Source organism: Aeribacillus sp. FSL k6-2211, from assembly GCF_037966125.1.
Lineage (GTDB): Bacteria > Bacillota > Bacilli > Bacillales > Aeribacillaceae > Aeribacillus > Aeribacillus composti.
Genome location: NZ_CP150190.1, coordinates 3,174,952 through 3,191,325, shown reverse-complemented (window position 1 = coordinate 3,191,325; position 16,374 = coordinate 3,174,952). Strand labels below are relative to the sequence as shown.

Here is a 16,374-nt window from a genome sequence, read left to right as displayed (position 1 = left end):
GCGGAATATTAGAAAAATACAAAATAGATTTTTGCCGAATTTTTGGCAGACTTGAACAAAATATTGGCAGAATTGTTGCGTGAAAAGAAAAAGCAGGTTGTTCCAATGGGAAACCTGCTAAAAATATAGTGTTCAGTTTTTGCTCAAGCATGAATGATCATATTGCTTTCGGCACTGACGATATGCTTCCATGCAGATATTTTTTGGGGCGACATGTTCGGATTAAAGAGATTTTAAATCCTTCATCCAACTTTTTTTCGTAATTCCGAAATAATTGTGTAATTGCTGATATATTTGAAATAATTTTTTATATTTTTCTACATGGCTGAGAATTGGTTTGTAAGTTTTCAAAATTGGCTGTTTCATCTTTTCAACAGCCTCTTCTACGCTATCATATCCTCCATTTTCCTTGCCAGCTGCAACAGAGCCAAGAATGGCAGCGCCAACTGCAGGGGTATAATCGCTGGCTGAAACAATAATCTCTTTATTTAAAACGTCTGCATATATTTGCATGAGTAAATCATTTTTTTGGGGCAAACCACCGCAAGCAAATATTTCATTAATTTTTAATCCTGCTTGTTCATAATTTGAAATAATCATTTTTGCGCCAAATGCTGTAGCTTCCATATATGCTCTATAGATATCCTCAGGTTTGGAAGCTAGGGTCAGTCCTACAATCATTCCTGAAAGATCTGCATCTGAAAGTATAGATCGGTTTCCATTATGCCAATCTAATGCAATGAGACCAGATTGACCAGGCTCTAGGTGAGATGCCTTTTTTTCCAGTAAATCAAATACTGAAATTCCTTGTTCTTTCGCTTCTTTCATCAATGATTCCGGAACTTGTTTTGCAAACCAGCCAAATAAATCGCCTACAGCGGATTGTCCGGCTTCGTATGCATATAATCTTGGGATAATAGAATTTTTTACTACTCCCGAAATACCCGGTATATGAATTTCTTTTTTGCTCAGCATAATATGGCAAGTGGACGTCCCCATTACCATTGTCAATTGATGCGGTTTGGATGAACCGACTCCTAATACTGCGGAATGAGCATCGATAATGGCAACGGCGACAGGCAGATTTTTCGGCAATCCTAAAAGACTTGACATTTCATCAGTGAGGACCCCAGCTTTTTCACCAATATATCCAATTTTACCTTTTAACTTTGAAGAAACAATGTTTTTAAATTCAGGATGGAGCTTTTCGAAAAATTGCACGGGAAAACCGCTGTTTTCATTCCAAAAAGCTTTGAAGCCTAACGAGCAATTGCTTCTGACAACTTTCCCTGTTAACTGTGAAACAATCCAATCTCCTGCTTCCAAAAATAAGCTAGCTTTTTCATACACTTCACGATCTTTGCAAAAAACTTCATAGCATTTTGGGATAAACCATTCTGTTGAAATGTTGTAGCCGTAATTTTTTAGCCAGCTTTCTTTATGTGAAGAAGCTAATTTGAACATTTCTTCTGTTTCTTTTTTCGGCCCATGATGCTTCCATAATTTTACCCACGCATGGGGATTGTTTTGAAATTCCTTGTGAAAACATAATGGTTTTCCTTTTTCATCTACTGCGACCATAGTAGATGAGGTGAAATCAATGCCAATACCAATAATTTGTGAAGAGCTGATATTTGCATCTTTTATAGCATGAGGAATTCCTTTCATAATGACTTCTAAATAGTCGCCCGGATGCTGAAGAGCATAATCTCTGGGTAATCTCGTCCCATCGTTCGTCGGAAGCATCTCTGTAATCACTCCATGCGCATATGGAATGACACATTGTCCTTTAATAGATCCATCGTCAATGTTTACTATTAAAACTCTCCCAGATTCAGTACCGAAATCAATTCCAATAGTATATTTTTCCATACCAACCACTCCATGAAAATGCTTTCATTGTACTGATTATATTAAACTAATAAAATAAAATTTACAAGCATAAAATTAATATAATCGAGCAAAAATAAACATATTTTTGTTCATTTATATTGACAATTTAAACAGTATCGGATTATATTCATTATAAACAATCAAAAATAAGCAAGAAAGAACATAAATGAACATGGAGGATTAAGGATGACAGATGTGATTTATTCAAAGGCTTATAGGTTAATAGAGCCTGGAAAATTTAAAGAAACAGTTATTGAACATAAAGTAAAGGAAGGTGAAGTTGTCGTCCAGCCTATTTTAGCCAGTATTTGTCATGCAGACTTAAGATACTATACCGGCAAAAGAAGAAAAGAAGCTCTTAACCAAAAGCTTCCGATGGCATTATTTCATGAAGGGATTGGAGAAGTAGTCATTTCAAAAGATGAGTTTATACAAGTTGGACAAAAGGTTGCAATTGTGCCAAGCATCCCTGGTTACAGACTAGAGCAAAAGAAAAAAGAAGATTGTTGTGAATCCTGCAGGAGAAATGTCGCAGATAACTATTGTAAAACTGGAGTGTTTTTAGGAAGCGGATATGACGGCATTGGTCAGGAGTTTTTAGTATTGCCAAGCGAAAATGTTGTACCAATTCCAGAAAAGCTGAAAGATGAGATTGCTGTATTAGCAGAGTTATGCTCAGTTTCACTGCATGCACTGAATCATTTGAAAGAAGAAGATTTTCATAAAGGGAAAATTGCTGTGTTCGGCGATGGACCAGTAGGATATTTAACAGCCGCAATGCTATATCATTATTTTCATATTCCTAAAAGCCAGCTATTAGTGTTTGGAGCAGTGGAAGAAAAACTGAATCAGTTTGATTTTGCCACTGTACACTTAGTTAACGATTTTCCTTTTTTAGAAGCTAAAGGGGTGACAGTTGCAATTGAATGCACAGGTGGCAAGTTTAGCGAAAGCGCTATCAACCAAGCGATTGATTTATTGGAGCCTGAAGGCAAATTGATTTTAATGGGGGTGACAGAGCAGCGTGTACCAATTAATACAAGAGATGTATTAGAAAAAGGGTTGCAGCTTTACGGAAGTTCCAGAAGTTCAAGTGAAGATTTTAAAACTTTGATGCAAGCATTTCTAAATGAAGATTATCAGAAAACTCTCTCTAAGTTGATACCGGAAAAAAGCATAGCAATCCGAAACGCAGAAGATTTAAAAAAGGCAATGGATGAAGCTGCTGAACATAAAGGGTGGAAAAAAACATATTTATCTTTTTCATGGAACTAAATAAAAGGGGTGTAAAATAATGACACAAGTAACTGGAGTGAAATGGACTGAAAAATTAGGTATACCTTCTTCGATTGCATGGGGTTATTTAGGGATTTTAATTTTCATGATGGGAGATGGACTGGAAATTGGCTGGCTAAGTCCTTGGTTAATTGATCAAGGATTTACAGTTCAGCAAACTAGCCTATTGTTTTCGGCTTATGGGGTGACAGTCGCTGTTTCTTCGTGGCTGTCCGGAGTATTAGTTGAAGCGCTTGGTACAAAAAGAACGATGTGGCTAGGGGTGTTATTTTATATACTGGGAACAATTGGATTTTTAAGTTTTGGGCTGCCGAATTTTAATATTTGGTGGATGGTTCCGTTTTATGCATTAAGGGGCTTGGGATACCCGCTGTTTGCATACTCTTTCCTAGTATGGATTGCTTACCGTGCCGATCAGGAGCGTCTCGGAACAGCAGTCGGCTGGTTTTGGTTTGTATTTACAGGAGGTTTAAATGTTTTAGGGGCTTATTATTCCGTAGTTGCAATCAAATTATTTGGGCACTATACTACGTTGTGGTCATCAATCTTTTGGGTCGTATTAGGGGCGATAATCGCATTAATAATTAATAAAGACAAATTAGAACCAAAACAAGGAAGTTCTGCAAAAGAAAAATTATATGAGCTAATAAAAGGTGTCACAATTGTCAAGGAAGAGCCGAAAGTATTATTAGGCGGCATTGTTCGTGTCATTAATACTACTGCGCAGTTTGCATTTCCTGTTTTTTTGCCTACTTATCTTGCTGGACACGGAATTCCAACATCTACATGGTTGGCTATTTGGGGGACAATTTTTACAAGCAATATTTTATTTAATCTATTTTTTGGATATATAGGGGATAAAATTGGCTGGCGCAATACCATCATGTATTTTGGCGGTATTGGCTGCGGAGTTACTACTTTAGCTATATATTATTTTCCAGAGTGGTTTAATGGTAATATTTGGATTGTTGGCTTAGTAGCCATTTTATGGGGCGGATTGTTAGCGGGATATGTTCCGTTGTCTGCTTTAGTACCTTCGTTGGTGAAAGAGGACAAAGGAGCTGCAATGTCTGTTCTAAATTTAGGCGCTGGCTTGCCTGTTTTTGTTGGTCCTGCTATCGTTGGCCTGTTAATTGGTTCAATAGGAAATGCAGGAGTTATTTGGGTGCTGGCAATACTTTATTTTGTAAGCGCTCTATTAACCAAATTTATTACATTGCCTGAAGAAACGAAATAACAAGAGCTGAAAAAACATAGTCGATTGAATTCCTAATGAAAAGAGAATAATATAAGAATAGAAAAATTTAAATTGTTAGGAAGTTCGACTATGTTAGCTCTTGAAAGGCAAAAAAAAATAGTAGAATACGTAAAGGAAAAGAAAATTGCTACTGTGGCTGAATTGGCTGTATATTTTAATGTTCATGAGGCAACGATTCGAAGAGATTTGTCGCTATTAGAATCAGAGGGGAAATTGAGAAGAACCCATGGCGGCGTTGTCATTGAGGAAGATAAAGTAAAATCGGAGCCGTCTTTTCAGGATCGGGAAACCGTTCAGTTCGAGGAAAAACGAAGAATTGGCATGCGTGCTGCACAGTTTATACAAGATGGCGAAAATATTATACTAGACTCAGGAACAACGACCGTTCATATTGCTGAAGCGATATTAGATAGAAAAAACATAACAGTAATTACAAACGATATAAATGTTGCGGCAAAGTTGCGTTTTTCAAATGGGATTAAAGTTATTGTAACAGGTGGCACGCTATATCCGGAAAGCTATATGTTAAATGGACTCATTGCTGATGAAGTGTTAGGTAATCTCCATGTGGACAAAGCATTCATCGGAACGCCAGCCCTTCATCACAAATTTGGCCTTACTCATTTTGATGAACAGATTGCTGCAACGAAGCGTTCTATGATAAAAGCTGCGAAGAGCGTCTATGTTGTAACGGATCATACGAAAGTAGGAAGGATTGCTTTGCATACTGTTGCCAGTCCAAATCAAATTGATGCAGTTATTATAGGCTCTGAATTAAGTGAGATTGAAATCAAAAAATGGGAAAATAGTGGCGTTAATCTTCATCTTGTATAAAGAAAAATTCAATATTTTACTCAAAATGCTTTCATTTTTTATTAACAATAATAATGAAAAAAGCAGATTGCACCGTACGGGCAGTCTGCTTTTAATTTACTAGCGGCAATTTTGCGAAATCAAGTACGAACAAAAAAACCTTTGAGTTTTGATTAGGAGCTGATCATGCTTTTTGTCCATTTAAAGCATTCGCAAATTCCTCTACTGCTGCGTCCAATCTTTGCACCAGCTCTTCAGACAAGCTGTATTGTTCATTTTCTTCTCTGGTTACCCAGGCATCAACGGCATAAACGCCTCCTAGAATATATCTGCTTCCCATTGTGGATAACACTGGTTTTAGCGCATAATCTATAGATAGAAGGTGAGCCAATGTGCCACCAATAAACAACGGAAGTATTGTTTTACCCAAAAGCCCTTTTTGCGGAAGTAGGTCAAGGTATGTTTTCAATACGCCTGTATAAGCTGCTTTATACACTGGGCTTGCGATGATAATTCCGTCAGCTTGTTCTACTTTTTGGTTGGCGTTCAGAATCGCCTCGCTGTCGAATTTTGCTTTGATTAAATCTTCCGCAGGCAGCTGTACTACTTGAATGTAATCAATCTCAATTCCTTTTTGCTGCAATTGCTGTTCAGCATATTGGATTAATCCATTTAATCTTGATGATGGAAACGGACTTCCATTGATAATTACAACTTTGCTCATTTACTACTATGCTCCTTTCTACGATTCTAAAAAAACATATAAATCTTATTGAAATAGTTCGCTTTATGCTATCATCATTTTTATATTCTGTCAATATATGGAGGCTCTTAGCTGTTATTCTAATAGCCTTCAATTTGAGCATAAATCAAGAGAAAATAAGAAGCAACTTTAAGCTCTTGGAGATTTAGCTTTTTCCAAAATTTTTTTGAGAAAGTTACATATTGTTCACTTTCTTTTAGATTCAACAATTCGCGAAGATATGAGACGCCTCTTTACGTGCTATTCTTTAATCCCGATGACGCGAATTCGCTTATAATCGGCAAACCAGATGCCATTTTTATATATGACGTTTTTCAAGTTGTTTTCCACGTTTGTGAAGATAAGATTTTTTGTTTCGTTTGTCAAACTGTTAAACAGGCTGCCAGCGAACATCTCTATCCAATTTTTTACCCCATTTTCCCCATGTAATGGCGTTGGGCGGTCAAAATGCTGGGCGAACACGACACGGAACCCCACTTCTTCCATCAACGATGAATATTCACCAATGCTCGGGAAATACCAAGGAAATTGGTCTGCTAATTCCTCCATGCCCAATTTATTGAATTCATTTCGGATGGCATCGGTAATCGTTTTGACATTGCCTTTGCCGCCGAATTCCGCTACAAAACGGCCGTTCTCCTTTAAGGCCTGGTATATATTGATTAACGCCTGTTTTGGCGGCTTGATCCAGTGAAGAACTGCATTGGAGAAAACGGCATCAAACTCGTTGCGGTATCCAAGATTTAGAACATCCTTCACCTCAAAGCTTAAACCGGGGTATTTTGCTTTAGCCTGATTAATCATATTTTCTGATTTATCAATTCCGACGACGTCAACTCCTAATTCGTAAAGCTTCCAGGCTAAATCTCCCGTACCGCAGCCGAGGTCAAGAATACGTTCACCTTTTTTTGGCTCCAACAGATCAAGCAAATGCTCTCCAAATTTGGAAACAAATGAATGTTTTGCATCATACAAAGCTGCATTCCAACTGTCTTTTTTCATGTGATAGGATCCCTTCTTTCATTTGTAGTAAAAATATGGGAGAATTTTGCAAAATGCATTTCAATGGAACATTCGCTTATTTTTGGCCATTTCTAAACGGTTCCAGTACTTCATCCACCCATTGACGAAATTTTTCATACGCTTCCTCATTTGTTTGAACATTTTCTATAAATCCACCTTTAAATTTATCATAATAATGCTCTTTATTTGCAAATAATTGTTGAAATTCTTCCTCTTTTAAATCGTCAAAAAATAAATCCATTGTGCCATCAGTTCTTTCCCAGGCAATTCCTTCGATAAAAGGGGAAAATTCATCTTTAAAGTTGTCTACATGTAAATGATTCCCGGTGTAATTTTTCGAATGAAAGTAGTCATTCTTCTTCATGAATGTGTCCTCCAAATTGATTTTTACATAATTTGAATTTTTTGCTAAGTATCTCGTTAAGAAAGATTACACAATATAACAAGATGTTTCTTGTTTACCAATTTGAAAACTATTTTCGGAGCAGGTAACCTGCATCACGCTGCGCTTTTTAACTTCATTTTATATTTTAGAATATTTCAATTGTTTCTAGTAATGCTCTATTTCATAAAGATTTTAGTTTGGACAAAAGAAAAAGCTTTGAATCATTTAACCCGTTTATTTTTATATAAAACAAGGTGTCATTCCCTTATGATAAAATGGACGAGAAGAATGTTTATCCCTACAATCTGGCAAAGGCGGGTAAAAAAGATGAAAAAAATAATCCCTCATATTTATTTGCATAACTGTAAGGAAGCGTTGCAATATTATCAGCAAGTATTTGGAGGAGAACTTAAAAATGTAGAGACATCCGATGGAAAAGAAATGTTTAAAGGCCACGAAGGAAAATATATTCATGCCGAGCTGCATATTAACGAATCATGTGTACTTTATTTTGCCGATGTTTTCTCACCGGTGACGAAGGGGAACAATATATGGCTGACATTGGATTTGGAGTCAGAAGATGAAATAAATTCAATTTTTACAACATTAGCGAAAGACGGACAGGTCAAAATGGAATTGCAAGATACTTTTTGGAATTCAAAATATGGTGTGGTAATCGATAAATTCGGTGTAGTTTGGGAGCTAAACTATGCAAAATAATAAGCGGCAGAAATTCTAAAAATAAGTGTTTGATTTGAACATGTTTTGCTATAATTGAATAAAAGCTTAGAGGAGATGAGTAAGATGAGTCAGCAAACAGTTGAGAAGGGTTATTTTGGCCAATTTGGAGGAAGCTTTGTTCCAAAGGATTTGCAAAGAGCATTGGACATACTGGAAGAGAATTTCGAAAAATTTAAAAACGATTCAACGTTTAATGAAGAATTGGCATATTATTTAAGAGAATATGTTGGTAGAGAAAATCCGCTGACATATGCGAAAAATTTCACAGAAGCGCTCGGGGGCGCGAAAGTTTATTTAAAACGTGAAGATTTAAATCATACCGGAGCACATAAAATCAATAATGCAATTGGACAGATCTTGCTTGCCAAACGGATGGGGGCTACTAGAATCATTGCAGAAACGGGTGCTGGACAGCACGGTGTTGCAACAGCAACCGCGTGTGCGATGTTTGGAATGGAATGCACCATCTATATGGGCAAGCTCGATACAGAGCGGCAGGCATTAAATGTGTTTCGGATGGAGCTGCTTGGTGCAAAGGTAGTACCGGTTGAAAAAGGACAAGGACGTTTGAAGGATGCGGTGGATGCAGCTTTAGCTGATTATGTGGAAAATTACCAAAACACGTTTTACTTGCTTGGATCTGCTGTCGGCCCGCATCCGTATCCAACAATTGTCAAGCATTTTCAATCGGTTATTAGTGAAGAGTCGAAAAAGCAGATTCTTGAAAAAGAAGGGAAGCTTCCAACAGCAGTGATTGCTTGTGCAGGAGGAGGAAGCAATGCAATCGGAGCTTTTGCGCATTATCTGGACGAACCAAACGTAAGATTAATAGGAGTGGAGCCGGAAGAGGCACCAACGCTTACGAAAGGTGTTCCAGCTGTTATTCACGGATTTAAATGCTTAACTTTGCTTGACGAAAATAATGATCCAATGCCGACTTACTCTATTGCAGCAGGGCTTGATTATCCTGGAATTGGTCCAGAGCACAGCTATTTGAAGGAAACCGGACGGGCAGAATATGTTACGGTGTCTGGAAAAGAGGCTTTGGAAGCTTTTCAGCAATTATCTAAGTTGGAAGGAATCATCCCTGCCCTTGAAAGTTCACATGCTGTAGCATATGCGATGAAACTTGCCCCGCAGCTAAGCAAGGAGGATATTGTGATCGTTAATCTCTCTGGCAGAGGAGATAAGGATGTCGAGCAAGTGTTTGAAATGTTGAAAAAATAAGGTGAAAATCGGCGTTTTTGAACGTCGATTTTTTACTTGTGCGCCCGGCATGGGTGTAATCTATAGGGTGAAAGTCCCGAGCTGCGAAGGCAGAAGTAGCAGTTAGCTTAACGCAAGGGTGTCCGTGGTGACGCGGAATCTGAAGGAAGCGAGCGGCAAACTTTAAGGTCTCTCGGAACACGAACTTCATATGAGGCTAGGTATCACTGGGTGAGTTTGCAAGACAAAACAAAGCCCTTTCTGCCGAAGGTGATACAGAGTAAATGAAGCAGATGGATGGAAGGAAAGATTACACTCTTACCCGGGGAGGTCTGGCTGGCACGCCAAGTAACCTTGGTAACCTATCTAGTGATAGATAGCTGAACAGTCAGAAGTCAGCAGAGGTCATAGTATTAGTTGGTCTAGAACAACTAAGAAGGACCGAACAATTAAGAGAGAATAGCCCTTGGCATTCAGTGAGTCATGATGAACACAGAAAACGTAGTACCTCACTTGAGGGAGGAAGCGGTGAATCCCGTGGGAGATCTCTTGGAGGGTGGAGTGACCACTGGCATAAAGAGAACAGCTATTCACGGAAGTTATAAAGACTTGCGTCAATTATCTTAATTGAACCGCCGTATACGGAACCGTACGTACGGTGGTGTGAGAGGACGGGAGTTAATCGCTCCCTCCTACTCGATTCTTTTAACGATTCATCAGCTGAATTTTTAGAAGAGCAAGTTGTTTATAGTAATATAAAAAAGGCAGATTTTTGATCCACCGGATAAGTGTATATTTATCTTTGAAAAAATTCTTGACAGCTCTGAAATGGGCAAGGTATGGGAGCTGTAGTCACGAAAGTGCTATAGAAAGTTAAAAGATATGGGATAAGTGCGCTCATCACATTTTTTCAATGAATCAAAATGGTGTAGTTTTTGAGGTATAGTTATCATTTGGTCTTAACTTTACTCTGATTTTATAGGAATCTTCTCAGCTCTTAGTATTTTATGTTGGTTGATAAATTTAGTTTGCGAAGGAATGACTGAGGGGTTCAATCTAACTGTTATCTAAGCTTGCCATGATTTCGGAGTTTACATTTAAACGCCGGACATTTACCACCAGCTTTGTAAATATATGAACGAAATAAGAAAAACTTGTTGATTTAATGCTTTTTTCAGTGGTATAGGGTGTTAAATGGACAGCTTGGTATCTATTTTGTTCACAATTTCGACAAAAACATAAAAAAATGTCGTTTTTTTTACATTTTTCCGTTGCACCGTCATTTTCGCTTTGCTATAATAAAACCCGTCATTGCATTACGGCTACCACGAGCGATGCTTCGATGAATAAGCATCGAGTTGCCTCGACGCATCTCCTTCTTCGAATAAGCTGGAAGAGGAAGAGGCATGGCAAGTGCGTGTTTTTCGTCTTGATAGAAAAGAAATAATGTATGCGGGTGTAGTTTAGTGGTAAAACCTCAGCCACGAGCGATGCTTCAATGAATAAGCATCGAGTTGCCTCGACGCATTTACTTCTTCGAATAAGCTGGAAGAGGAAGAGGCATGGCAAGTGCGTGTTTTTCGTCTTGATAGAAAAGAAATAATGTATGCGGGTGTAGTTTAGTGGTAAAACCTCAGCCACGAGCGATGCTTCAATGAATAAGCATCGAGTTGCCTCGACGCATTTACTTCTTCGAATAAGCTGGAAGAGGAAGAGGCATGGCAAGTGCGTGTTTTTCGTCTTGATAGAAAAGAAATAATGTATGCGGGTGTAGTTTAGTGGTAAAACCTCAGCCACGAGCGATGCTTCAATGAATAAGCATCGAGTTGCCTCGACGCATCTCCTTCTTCGAATAAGCTGGAAGAGGAAGAGGCATGGCAAGTGCGTGTTTTTCGTCTTGATAGAAAAGAAATAATGTATGCGGGTGTAGTTTAGTGGTAAAACCTCAGCCTTCCAAGCTGATGTCGTGGGTTCGATTCCCATCACCCGCTCCATACATATCATTCATCAACGCAGTGTTTCGTTTTTATAAGCAAACGAAGCATTGCGTTTTTTCATTATAGAAATTTTGTATATGGCTGCCATGCCATTAAAAGAAAGAAAAGGGAGAGGCTTAAGCGAAAATTTGTTGGCGAGCATCTCCACTGTGAATTTGAACAAACATGTTTGCCATCGCTTCAAGTAATTTTTTTGCTTCTTCTGTCCGCATCGATGGCTTTAAATAAACGATATGTAAAGCGCTTGTTGTCGAAAGCTGTACTGCTGTTCGCTTAGAATCAACATAGGGGCTTCCGAAAGGTCCGTTTGCATCACAGGTTACTAGTTTATTTTCCAAATTCACTTGGCGGCCGTTGATGGCATCATATGAATCGCCATTTTTACCGATTTTTAACGTAATAGGTCCTTTTATTTTGTTTCGGTCGTAGATGCCTAACGGAATTTCATATTTCAAGGAGAAAAAATTATTTAAGTCAACGGCTGAATGGATAGACTGTAAGTATTGCTGTTTTTGAACGCGGCGAAAAAGAGCCTCATTGGATGGGCGGTATCGATTAGGATCAGTGCCAACACGCTTAAAGACTTCCCGCCATTCTCGAATGCCGTCTAATTCAGCTGCATTTTTATTTTCTAGATCGAAAAAAATAGATTCTTGAAAGAAACGAAGTCTCCCTTTTAACATTTGGGGGGATTCGGATACTTGAATATGATCATACTCAATTAAGCCTATTTTAAAGTGAGGAATTCGTTGTTTGACCTCTTCAGCAATAAAAAATTCCATTGATTTCCCTCCTATTTTCAGCCATTTTATCTTAACATAGTTTATATATTTTTTGAAATAAAAATAAAGGGGGTGGAGCGGTGTGGATTTCGCAGTTCTCAAACAAGAAATTATTGAATACAGCAAGCAAATTGGAATCGATAAAATCGGTTTTGCGAGTGCTGATGTTTTTGAAACATTGAAGGAGCGGCTAATTGTACAGCAGCAGTTAGGATATCAGTCAGGATTCGAGGAGCCTGATATCGAAAAGCGGACAAATCCTGAGCTGCTCCTTCCAAAAGCAAAATCGATTATCTCTATAGCGTTGGCATATCCTTCAAAAATGAAAAATGCTCCCAGAAGTACAAAAAAAGAGCGGCGCGGTTTATTTTGCAGGGCTTCATGGGGGACAGACTATCACGTGATTCTAAAAGATCGGTTGAAAAAGCTGGAAAGCTTTATTTTAGAAAAAGTGGACGGAGCACAGGTTAAATCGATGGTCGATACGGGGGAGCTGTCGGATCGGGCCGTAGCAGAGCGAGCCGGTATCGGATGGAGCGGAAAAAACTGCATGATTATTACACCGGAATTCGGCTCTTATGTATATTTGGGCGAAATGATTACAAATATTCCTTTTCCTCCCGACAGCCCCATTGAAGACCGATGCGGATCCTGCAACATATGTGTCGATTCATGTCCGACTGGTGCGCTCGTACAAGGCGGGCAGCTCGATTCAAAGAAATGTATTGCTTTTTTAACGCAAACAAAAGGGTTTCTGCCTGATGAATATCGTGGGAAAATCGGAAACAGGCTTTACGGCTGTGACACTTGTCAGCTTGTTTGTCCGGAAAATAAAGGAAAGGATTTCCATATCCATTCTGAAATGGAACCGGATCCTGAAATTGCAAAGCCAAAATTAAAGCCGCTTCTTCATATTTCAAACCGCGAGTTTAAAGAAAAATTCGGCCATATAGCTGGTTCATGGAGAGGAAAAAAACCGATTCAGCGAAATGCGATCATCGCTTTAGCCCATTATAAAGATAGAACGGCTTTGCCTGACTTAATTAAACTGATGCACGAAGATTCAAGACCGATTATTCGGGGAACCGCCGCATGGGCGATTGGAAGGATAGGAGATCAATCAGTGCTTTTTGAATTGGAAAAAGCTCTGGAAAAAGAACAAGATGAAGAAGTAAAGAATGAAATTGTCAAAGGAATTGAAATGTTGAAAGCATGATTTTAATTGTCACCATCATACGTATATAGAAGAAACGAAAATGGTGGTGACAAATGTGGACGTACAGGCTGTTTATCGAAAAATAAATGAAAAGCTGCAATTTTTAGTGAACAAATCTGTCAATCACAATCGGCAGCAATCTTCAGAGCTTGAATGGTGTGAAAAGAAAAAAGAGCTGGCAGCAAAACGAAAAGCGGAAATAGTGAAAGCGACTTGTCTCATAAAATGGCCGAAACAGATCGAAGATGAGGCAACCGTTGTAGATTATTTATGTGATTACAGGCTTCTTTATAAGCAGGGTGATTTTTTATATATAGAAGAAATTGGGGAAGAGCGGGTAGCGAAGTTTTCCAATAAAGGTCATTTAATATCTGATGAAGTTAAACTAAAAGACTGTTTTCATAAAGATGAAGAGGATGATTGGACAAACGAAAAATGGCAAGAAAAAGATGAACGGGTTTCTTTTCAATATGATCGGTTGAAAAGCGTCCAATATGCGGAACGGTGGTGGAACAGCAGAAATCCGAATTATCCTTATTTTGACGTAAATTGTACAAATTATGTTTCCCAATGTTTACGTGCCGGTGATGCGCCGATGAGAGGCTACCCGAACCGGTCATCAGGATGGTGGCTTGCGAATAATAATTGGAGCTACAGCTGGTCTGTAGCTCATGCGCTGATGCTGTATTTGTCCACATCGAAAACAGGACTTAGAGCGAAAGAAGTTTCGTCTCCTGAGCTGCTTAAGCCCGGGGATGTGATTTGTTATGATTTTCAAGGCGACGGCAGATTTGACCATTCAACATTTGTTGTTGCAAAAGATAAAAGCGATATGCCGCTTGTCAATGCCCAAACATCCAACAGCCGAATGAGATATTGGTCGTACGAAGACTCAACTGCCTATACAGAAAACATTCAATATAAATTTTTTCATATCATTGATGATAATGAGGATTCTTAAAAATGTTATAATAGTTTTCGAGGTGAATCATTGTGGCATTACACGTTGTTTTATATCAACCAGAAATCCCTGCAAATACTGGAAATATTGCTAGAACTTGTGCGGCGACTAATACAGCCCTTCATTTAATTCGTCCTTTAGGTTTTTCAACGGATGATAAAATGCTTCGACGCGCAGGGCTTGATTATTGGGAATTTGTAAACATTCATTATTATGATTCTCTTGACCATTTTTTTCAGCAAAACCAGAACGGGGATTTCTACTATATAACTAAATTTGGAAAACGATATTATACGAGCTATGATTTTAGTGATCCTTCCAAAGAGATTTTCTTCATTTTTGGACGTGAAACAACAGGACTTCCAAAAGAATTGCTTGCAGAAAATGAAGATCGGTGTTTGCGCATTCCAATGACGGAAAACGTTCGGGCATTAAATTTGTCGAACACTGCCGCTATTTTAGTGTATGAGGCGCTAAGACAGCAAAGCTTTCATGGATTATCTTAAACACTTTTAGTTTTGGGCTTCTTTCGGATTGTAAATATACATTATTTTTGGCGGTTATTCTGTTCAAATATAAAGGAAGTATGAGAAGGAGCGGACTACCATAAGGTTAAAAAAGCAAATACAAAGGCCAGAGCTGTCAAAGCGCCTGGCCTTTTTTGCAGTCAACAAGGTATCCCATGAAGAAATGCCAATTCAAAACGTTATTTGCGGTGTTTTTCTTTATATGCTTTCGCATATTGATCAGCAGCAAAAATCGCATCTGCTACATCATCAGCTGTCACATTGAATGCATTATGGATTGTTTCCCCTTCTGCGGTTGCTGCTTTAGCGACTTTTAGTATATCTTCGCGTGAAGCATCTTTTAATTTAATGTCCTCCAACGTGACTGGCAAATCAAGGCTCAAATAAAGCTCAATATAGCGTTCAATTTCTTGTTGTGAATGTTCTTCGAGAGCGAGCTGGACAAGAGTACCAAATGCCACTTTCTCTCCGTGTGTCAAATGATGTATTTCGCCTTCTAACGCGGTAAATCCGTTATGAATAGCATGAGCCGCTGCCAAACCGCCGCTTTCAAAACCTAGTCCGCTAAGGAGCGTGTTTGCTTCGACGACCGCTTCTAACGCAGGGGTGACCACTTTTGCTTTTACTGATTCATAGGCAAGCTTCCCGTACTTGAATAAAGTTTGTTCACATTTTTCTGCAATTGCTTCAGCTGCAATTGTAGGGATACCGCCCGCCATCGTTTTTCCTCCGGATTTTATAACACTGCGTGCTTCCACCCAAGTTGCAAGTGCATCAGCGATTCCAGAGGCAAGTAAACGTGGCGGAGCATTAGCGATAATTTTCGTATCGACAAGTACAAGATCTGGATTCTTTTTATAAAAACGGTAGCTTTCAAATACGCCGTCATCAGAATATATAACAGAAAGAGCACTAGTTGGAGCATCAGTTGAAGCAGCTGTCGGCACAATCACTATATAAGCATCTAATTCATCCGCTACCGCTTTTGCGGTATCTAACGTTTTTCCTCCACCAACGCCGATTACAATAGTAGCTTCTGCTTTTCTTGCAATATTCGCGATTCTTTCTACCTCGTTTCTCGAAGCTTCTCCGCTAAAAACTACTTCTTCGGCTGCAATATTTCCTTTTTTTAATTCGTTTACAATTGTATGCCCAGCAATTTTCCAAACTATTTCATCAGCTATCACGACTGTCTTGTTTCCAATTCCTTCAAGATAATTCGCGATTTTTGTAATGACATTTTTACCTTGAACATATTTTGCAGGGCTGATAAATACTCTTTCTACCGCCATAATTAGCACCCCTTTTATGTTTTTGGAGTTATTTTCATGGAACTAAAACAAGCCGCAATTCCCTACCTGCTTTATCGCTTCACAAAATTATCGGGAGGACTACTTGTGAACAAATCATCAATATGCACAAAATTATTTTTTGTTGACACCAGGTTTATCGTTGTATCCTGCAGTGAAAATAGCAATTAAAAATGTGATGCAGACACCTAAAACTAAAGCAG

14 protein-coding genes and 1 tRNA gene are annotated in these 16,374 nt (G+C 38.6%); 9 read left to right on the top strand and 6 right to left on the bottom strand.

Features of this window, described 5'->3' with window-relative positions; translation table 11 throughout:
- Nucleotides 1–222: 222 nt before the first annotated feature.
- Entirely contained in the window at nt 223–1,872 is a 1,650-nt protein-coding gene (locus tag NSU19_RS15395; protein WP_339197223.1) for a ribulokinase, read from the bottom strand.
- 207 nt (nt 1,873–2,079) lie between these two features.
- On the opposite strand from NSU19_RS15395, the gene NSU19_RS15390 reads away from it, so the two are divergent.
- The 3 genes from NSU19_RS15390 to NSU19_RS15380 all read left to right on the top strand — a co-directional run bounded on the left by NSU19_RS15390 (nt 2,080) and on the right by NSU19_RS15380 (nt 5,281).
- Complete coding sequence (locus NSU19_RS15390) at nt 2,080–3,168, top strand: alcohol dehydrogenase catalytic domain-containing protein (protein ID WP_339197220.1); 1,089 nt, start codon at nt 2,080–2,082, stop codon at nt 3,166–3,168.
- Between the two features lie 19 nt (nt 3,169–3,187).
- Nucleotides 3,188–4,426 carry an MFS transporter gene (locus NSU19_RS15385; RefSeq protein WP_339197217.1) on the top strand — a complete coding sequence of 413 codons (1,239 nt, stop codon included), beginning with the start codon at nt 3,188–3,190 and terminating at the stop codon, nt 4,424–4,426.
- A 90-nt stretch (nt 4,427–4,516) separates the two neighbouring features.
- Nucleotides 4,517–5,281 (top strand): DeoR/GlpR family DNA-binding transcription regulator, encoded by a 765-nt coding sequence (locus NSU19_RS15380; protein WP_063387235.1) that lies wholly within the window; start codon nt 4,517–4,519, stop codon nt 5,279–5,281.
- 163 nt (nt 5,282–5,444) lie between these two features.
- Here the strand turns inward: NSU19_RS15380 and ssuE are convergent, their stop codons facing one another.
- From ssuE to NSU19_RS15365, 3 genes are all read right to left on the bottom strand, one after another.
- Nucleotides 5,445–5,984, bottom strand: coding sequence for an NADPH-dependent FMN reductase (gene ssuE / locus NSU19_RS15375; RefSeq protein ID WP_339197214.1), 540 nt, complete (start codon nt 5,982–5,984; stop codon nt 5,445–5,447).
- 279 nt (nt 5,985–6,263) lie between these two features.
- Nucleotides 6,264–7,025: a methyltransferase domain-containing protein gene (locus tag NSU19_RS15370; RefSeq protein ID WP_339197212.1), complete on the bottom strand. Its 762-nt coding sequence runs from the start codon at nt 7,023–7,025 to the stop codon at nt 6,264–6,266.
- 76 nt (nt 7,026–7,101) lie between these two features.
- On the bottom strand, nt 7,102–7,410 hold the full coding sequence (locus tag NSU19_RS15365) for a hypothetical protein (protein WP_339197210.1): 309 nt from the start codon (nt 7,408–7,410) through the stop codon (nt 7,102–7,104).
- Between the two features lie 348 nt (nt 7,411–7,758).
- Between NSU19_RS15365 and NSU19_RS15360 the strand changes: the two genes are divergently transcribed.
- The 3 genes from NSU19_RS15360 (at nt 7,759) to NSU19_RS15350 (ending at nt 11,372) form a co-directional block, all read left to right on the top strand.
- Entirely contained in the window at nt 7,759–8,151 is a 393-nt protein-coding gene (locus NSU19_RS15360) for a VOC family protein (protein WP_063387239.1), read from the top strand.
- 84 nt (nt 8,152–8,235) lie between these two features.
- Nucleotides 8,236–9,399, top strand: coding sequence for a tryptophan synthase subunit beta (gene trpB, locus NSU19_RS15355; RefSeq protein WP_063387240.1), 1,164 nt, complete (start codon nt 8,236–8,238; stop codon nt 9,397–9,399).
- Between the two features lie 1,899 nt (nt 9,400–11,298).
- Nucleotides 11,299–11,372, top strand: a tRNA-Gly gene (locus NSU19_RS15350).
- Nucleotides 11,373–11,491: 119 nt separating this feature from the next.
- On the opposite strand, the gene NSU19_RS15345 is transcribed toward NSU19_RS15350, so the two are convergent.
- Nucleotides 11,492–12,157, bottom strand: a complete 666-nt coding sequence (locus NSU19_RS15345; protein WP_339197207.1) for a phenylalanine--tRNA ligase beta subunit-related protein — start codon at nt 12,155–12,157, stop codon at nt 11,492–11,494.
- Nucleotides 12,158–12,239: 82 nt separating this feature from the next.
- Between NSU19_RS15345 and queG the strand changes: the two genes are divergently transcribed.
- From queG to trmL, 3 genes are read left to right on the top strand one after another with little or no spacing between them, the layout of a single operon-like run.
- Nucleotides 12,240–13,373, top strand: a complete 1,134-nt coding sequence (gene queG, locus NSU19_RS15340; RefSeq protein WP_339197204.1) for a tRNA epoxyqueuosine(34) reductase QueG — start codon at nt 12,240–12,242, stop codon at nt 13,371–13,373.
- A gap of 40 nt (nt 13,374–13,413) precedes the next feature.
- Entirely contained in the window at nt 13,414–14,334 is a 921-nt protein-coding gene (locus NSU19_RS15335) for an amidase domain-containing protein (protein WP_339197202.1), read from the top strand.
- Nucleotides 14,335–14,366: 32 nt separating this feature from the next.
- The gene (trmL, locus tag NSU19_RS15330) at nt 14,367–14,840 is read left to right on the top strand and encodes a tRNA (uridine(34)/cytosine(34)/5-carboxymethylaminomethyluridine(34)-2'-O)-methyltransferase TrmL (RefSeq protein ID WP_094244585.1); all 474 of its coding nucleotides are present in this window, start codon (nt 14,367–14,369) and stop codon (nt 14,838–14,840) included.
- A gap of 200 nt (nt 14,841–15,040) precedes the next feature.
- Here trmL and NSU19_RS15325 read toward each other — a convergent pair whose 3' ends face one another.
- A complete protein-coding gene (locus NSU19_RS15325; protein ID WP_327863191.1) occupies nt 15,041–16,153 on the bottom strand; it encodes a glycerol dehydrogenase in 1,113 nt (370 codons plus the stop codon).
- Between the last annotated feature and the right edge of the window lie 221 nt (nt 16,154–16,374).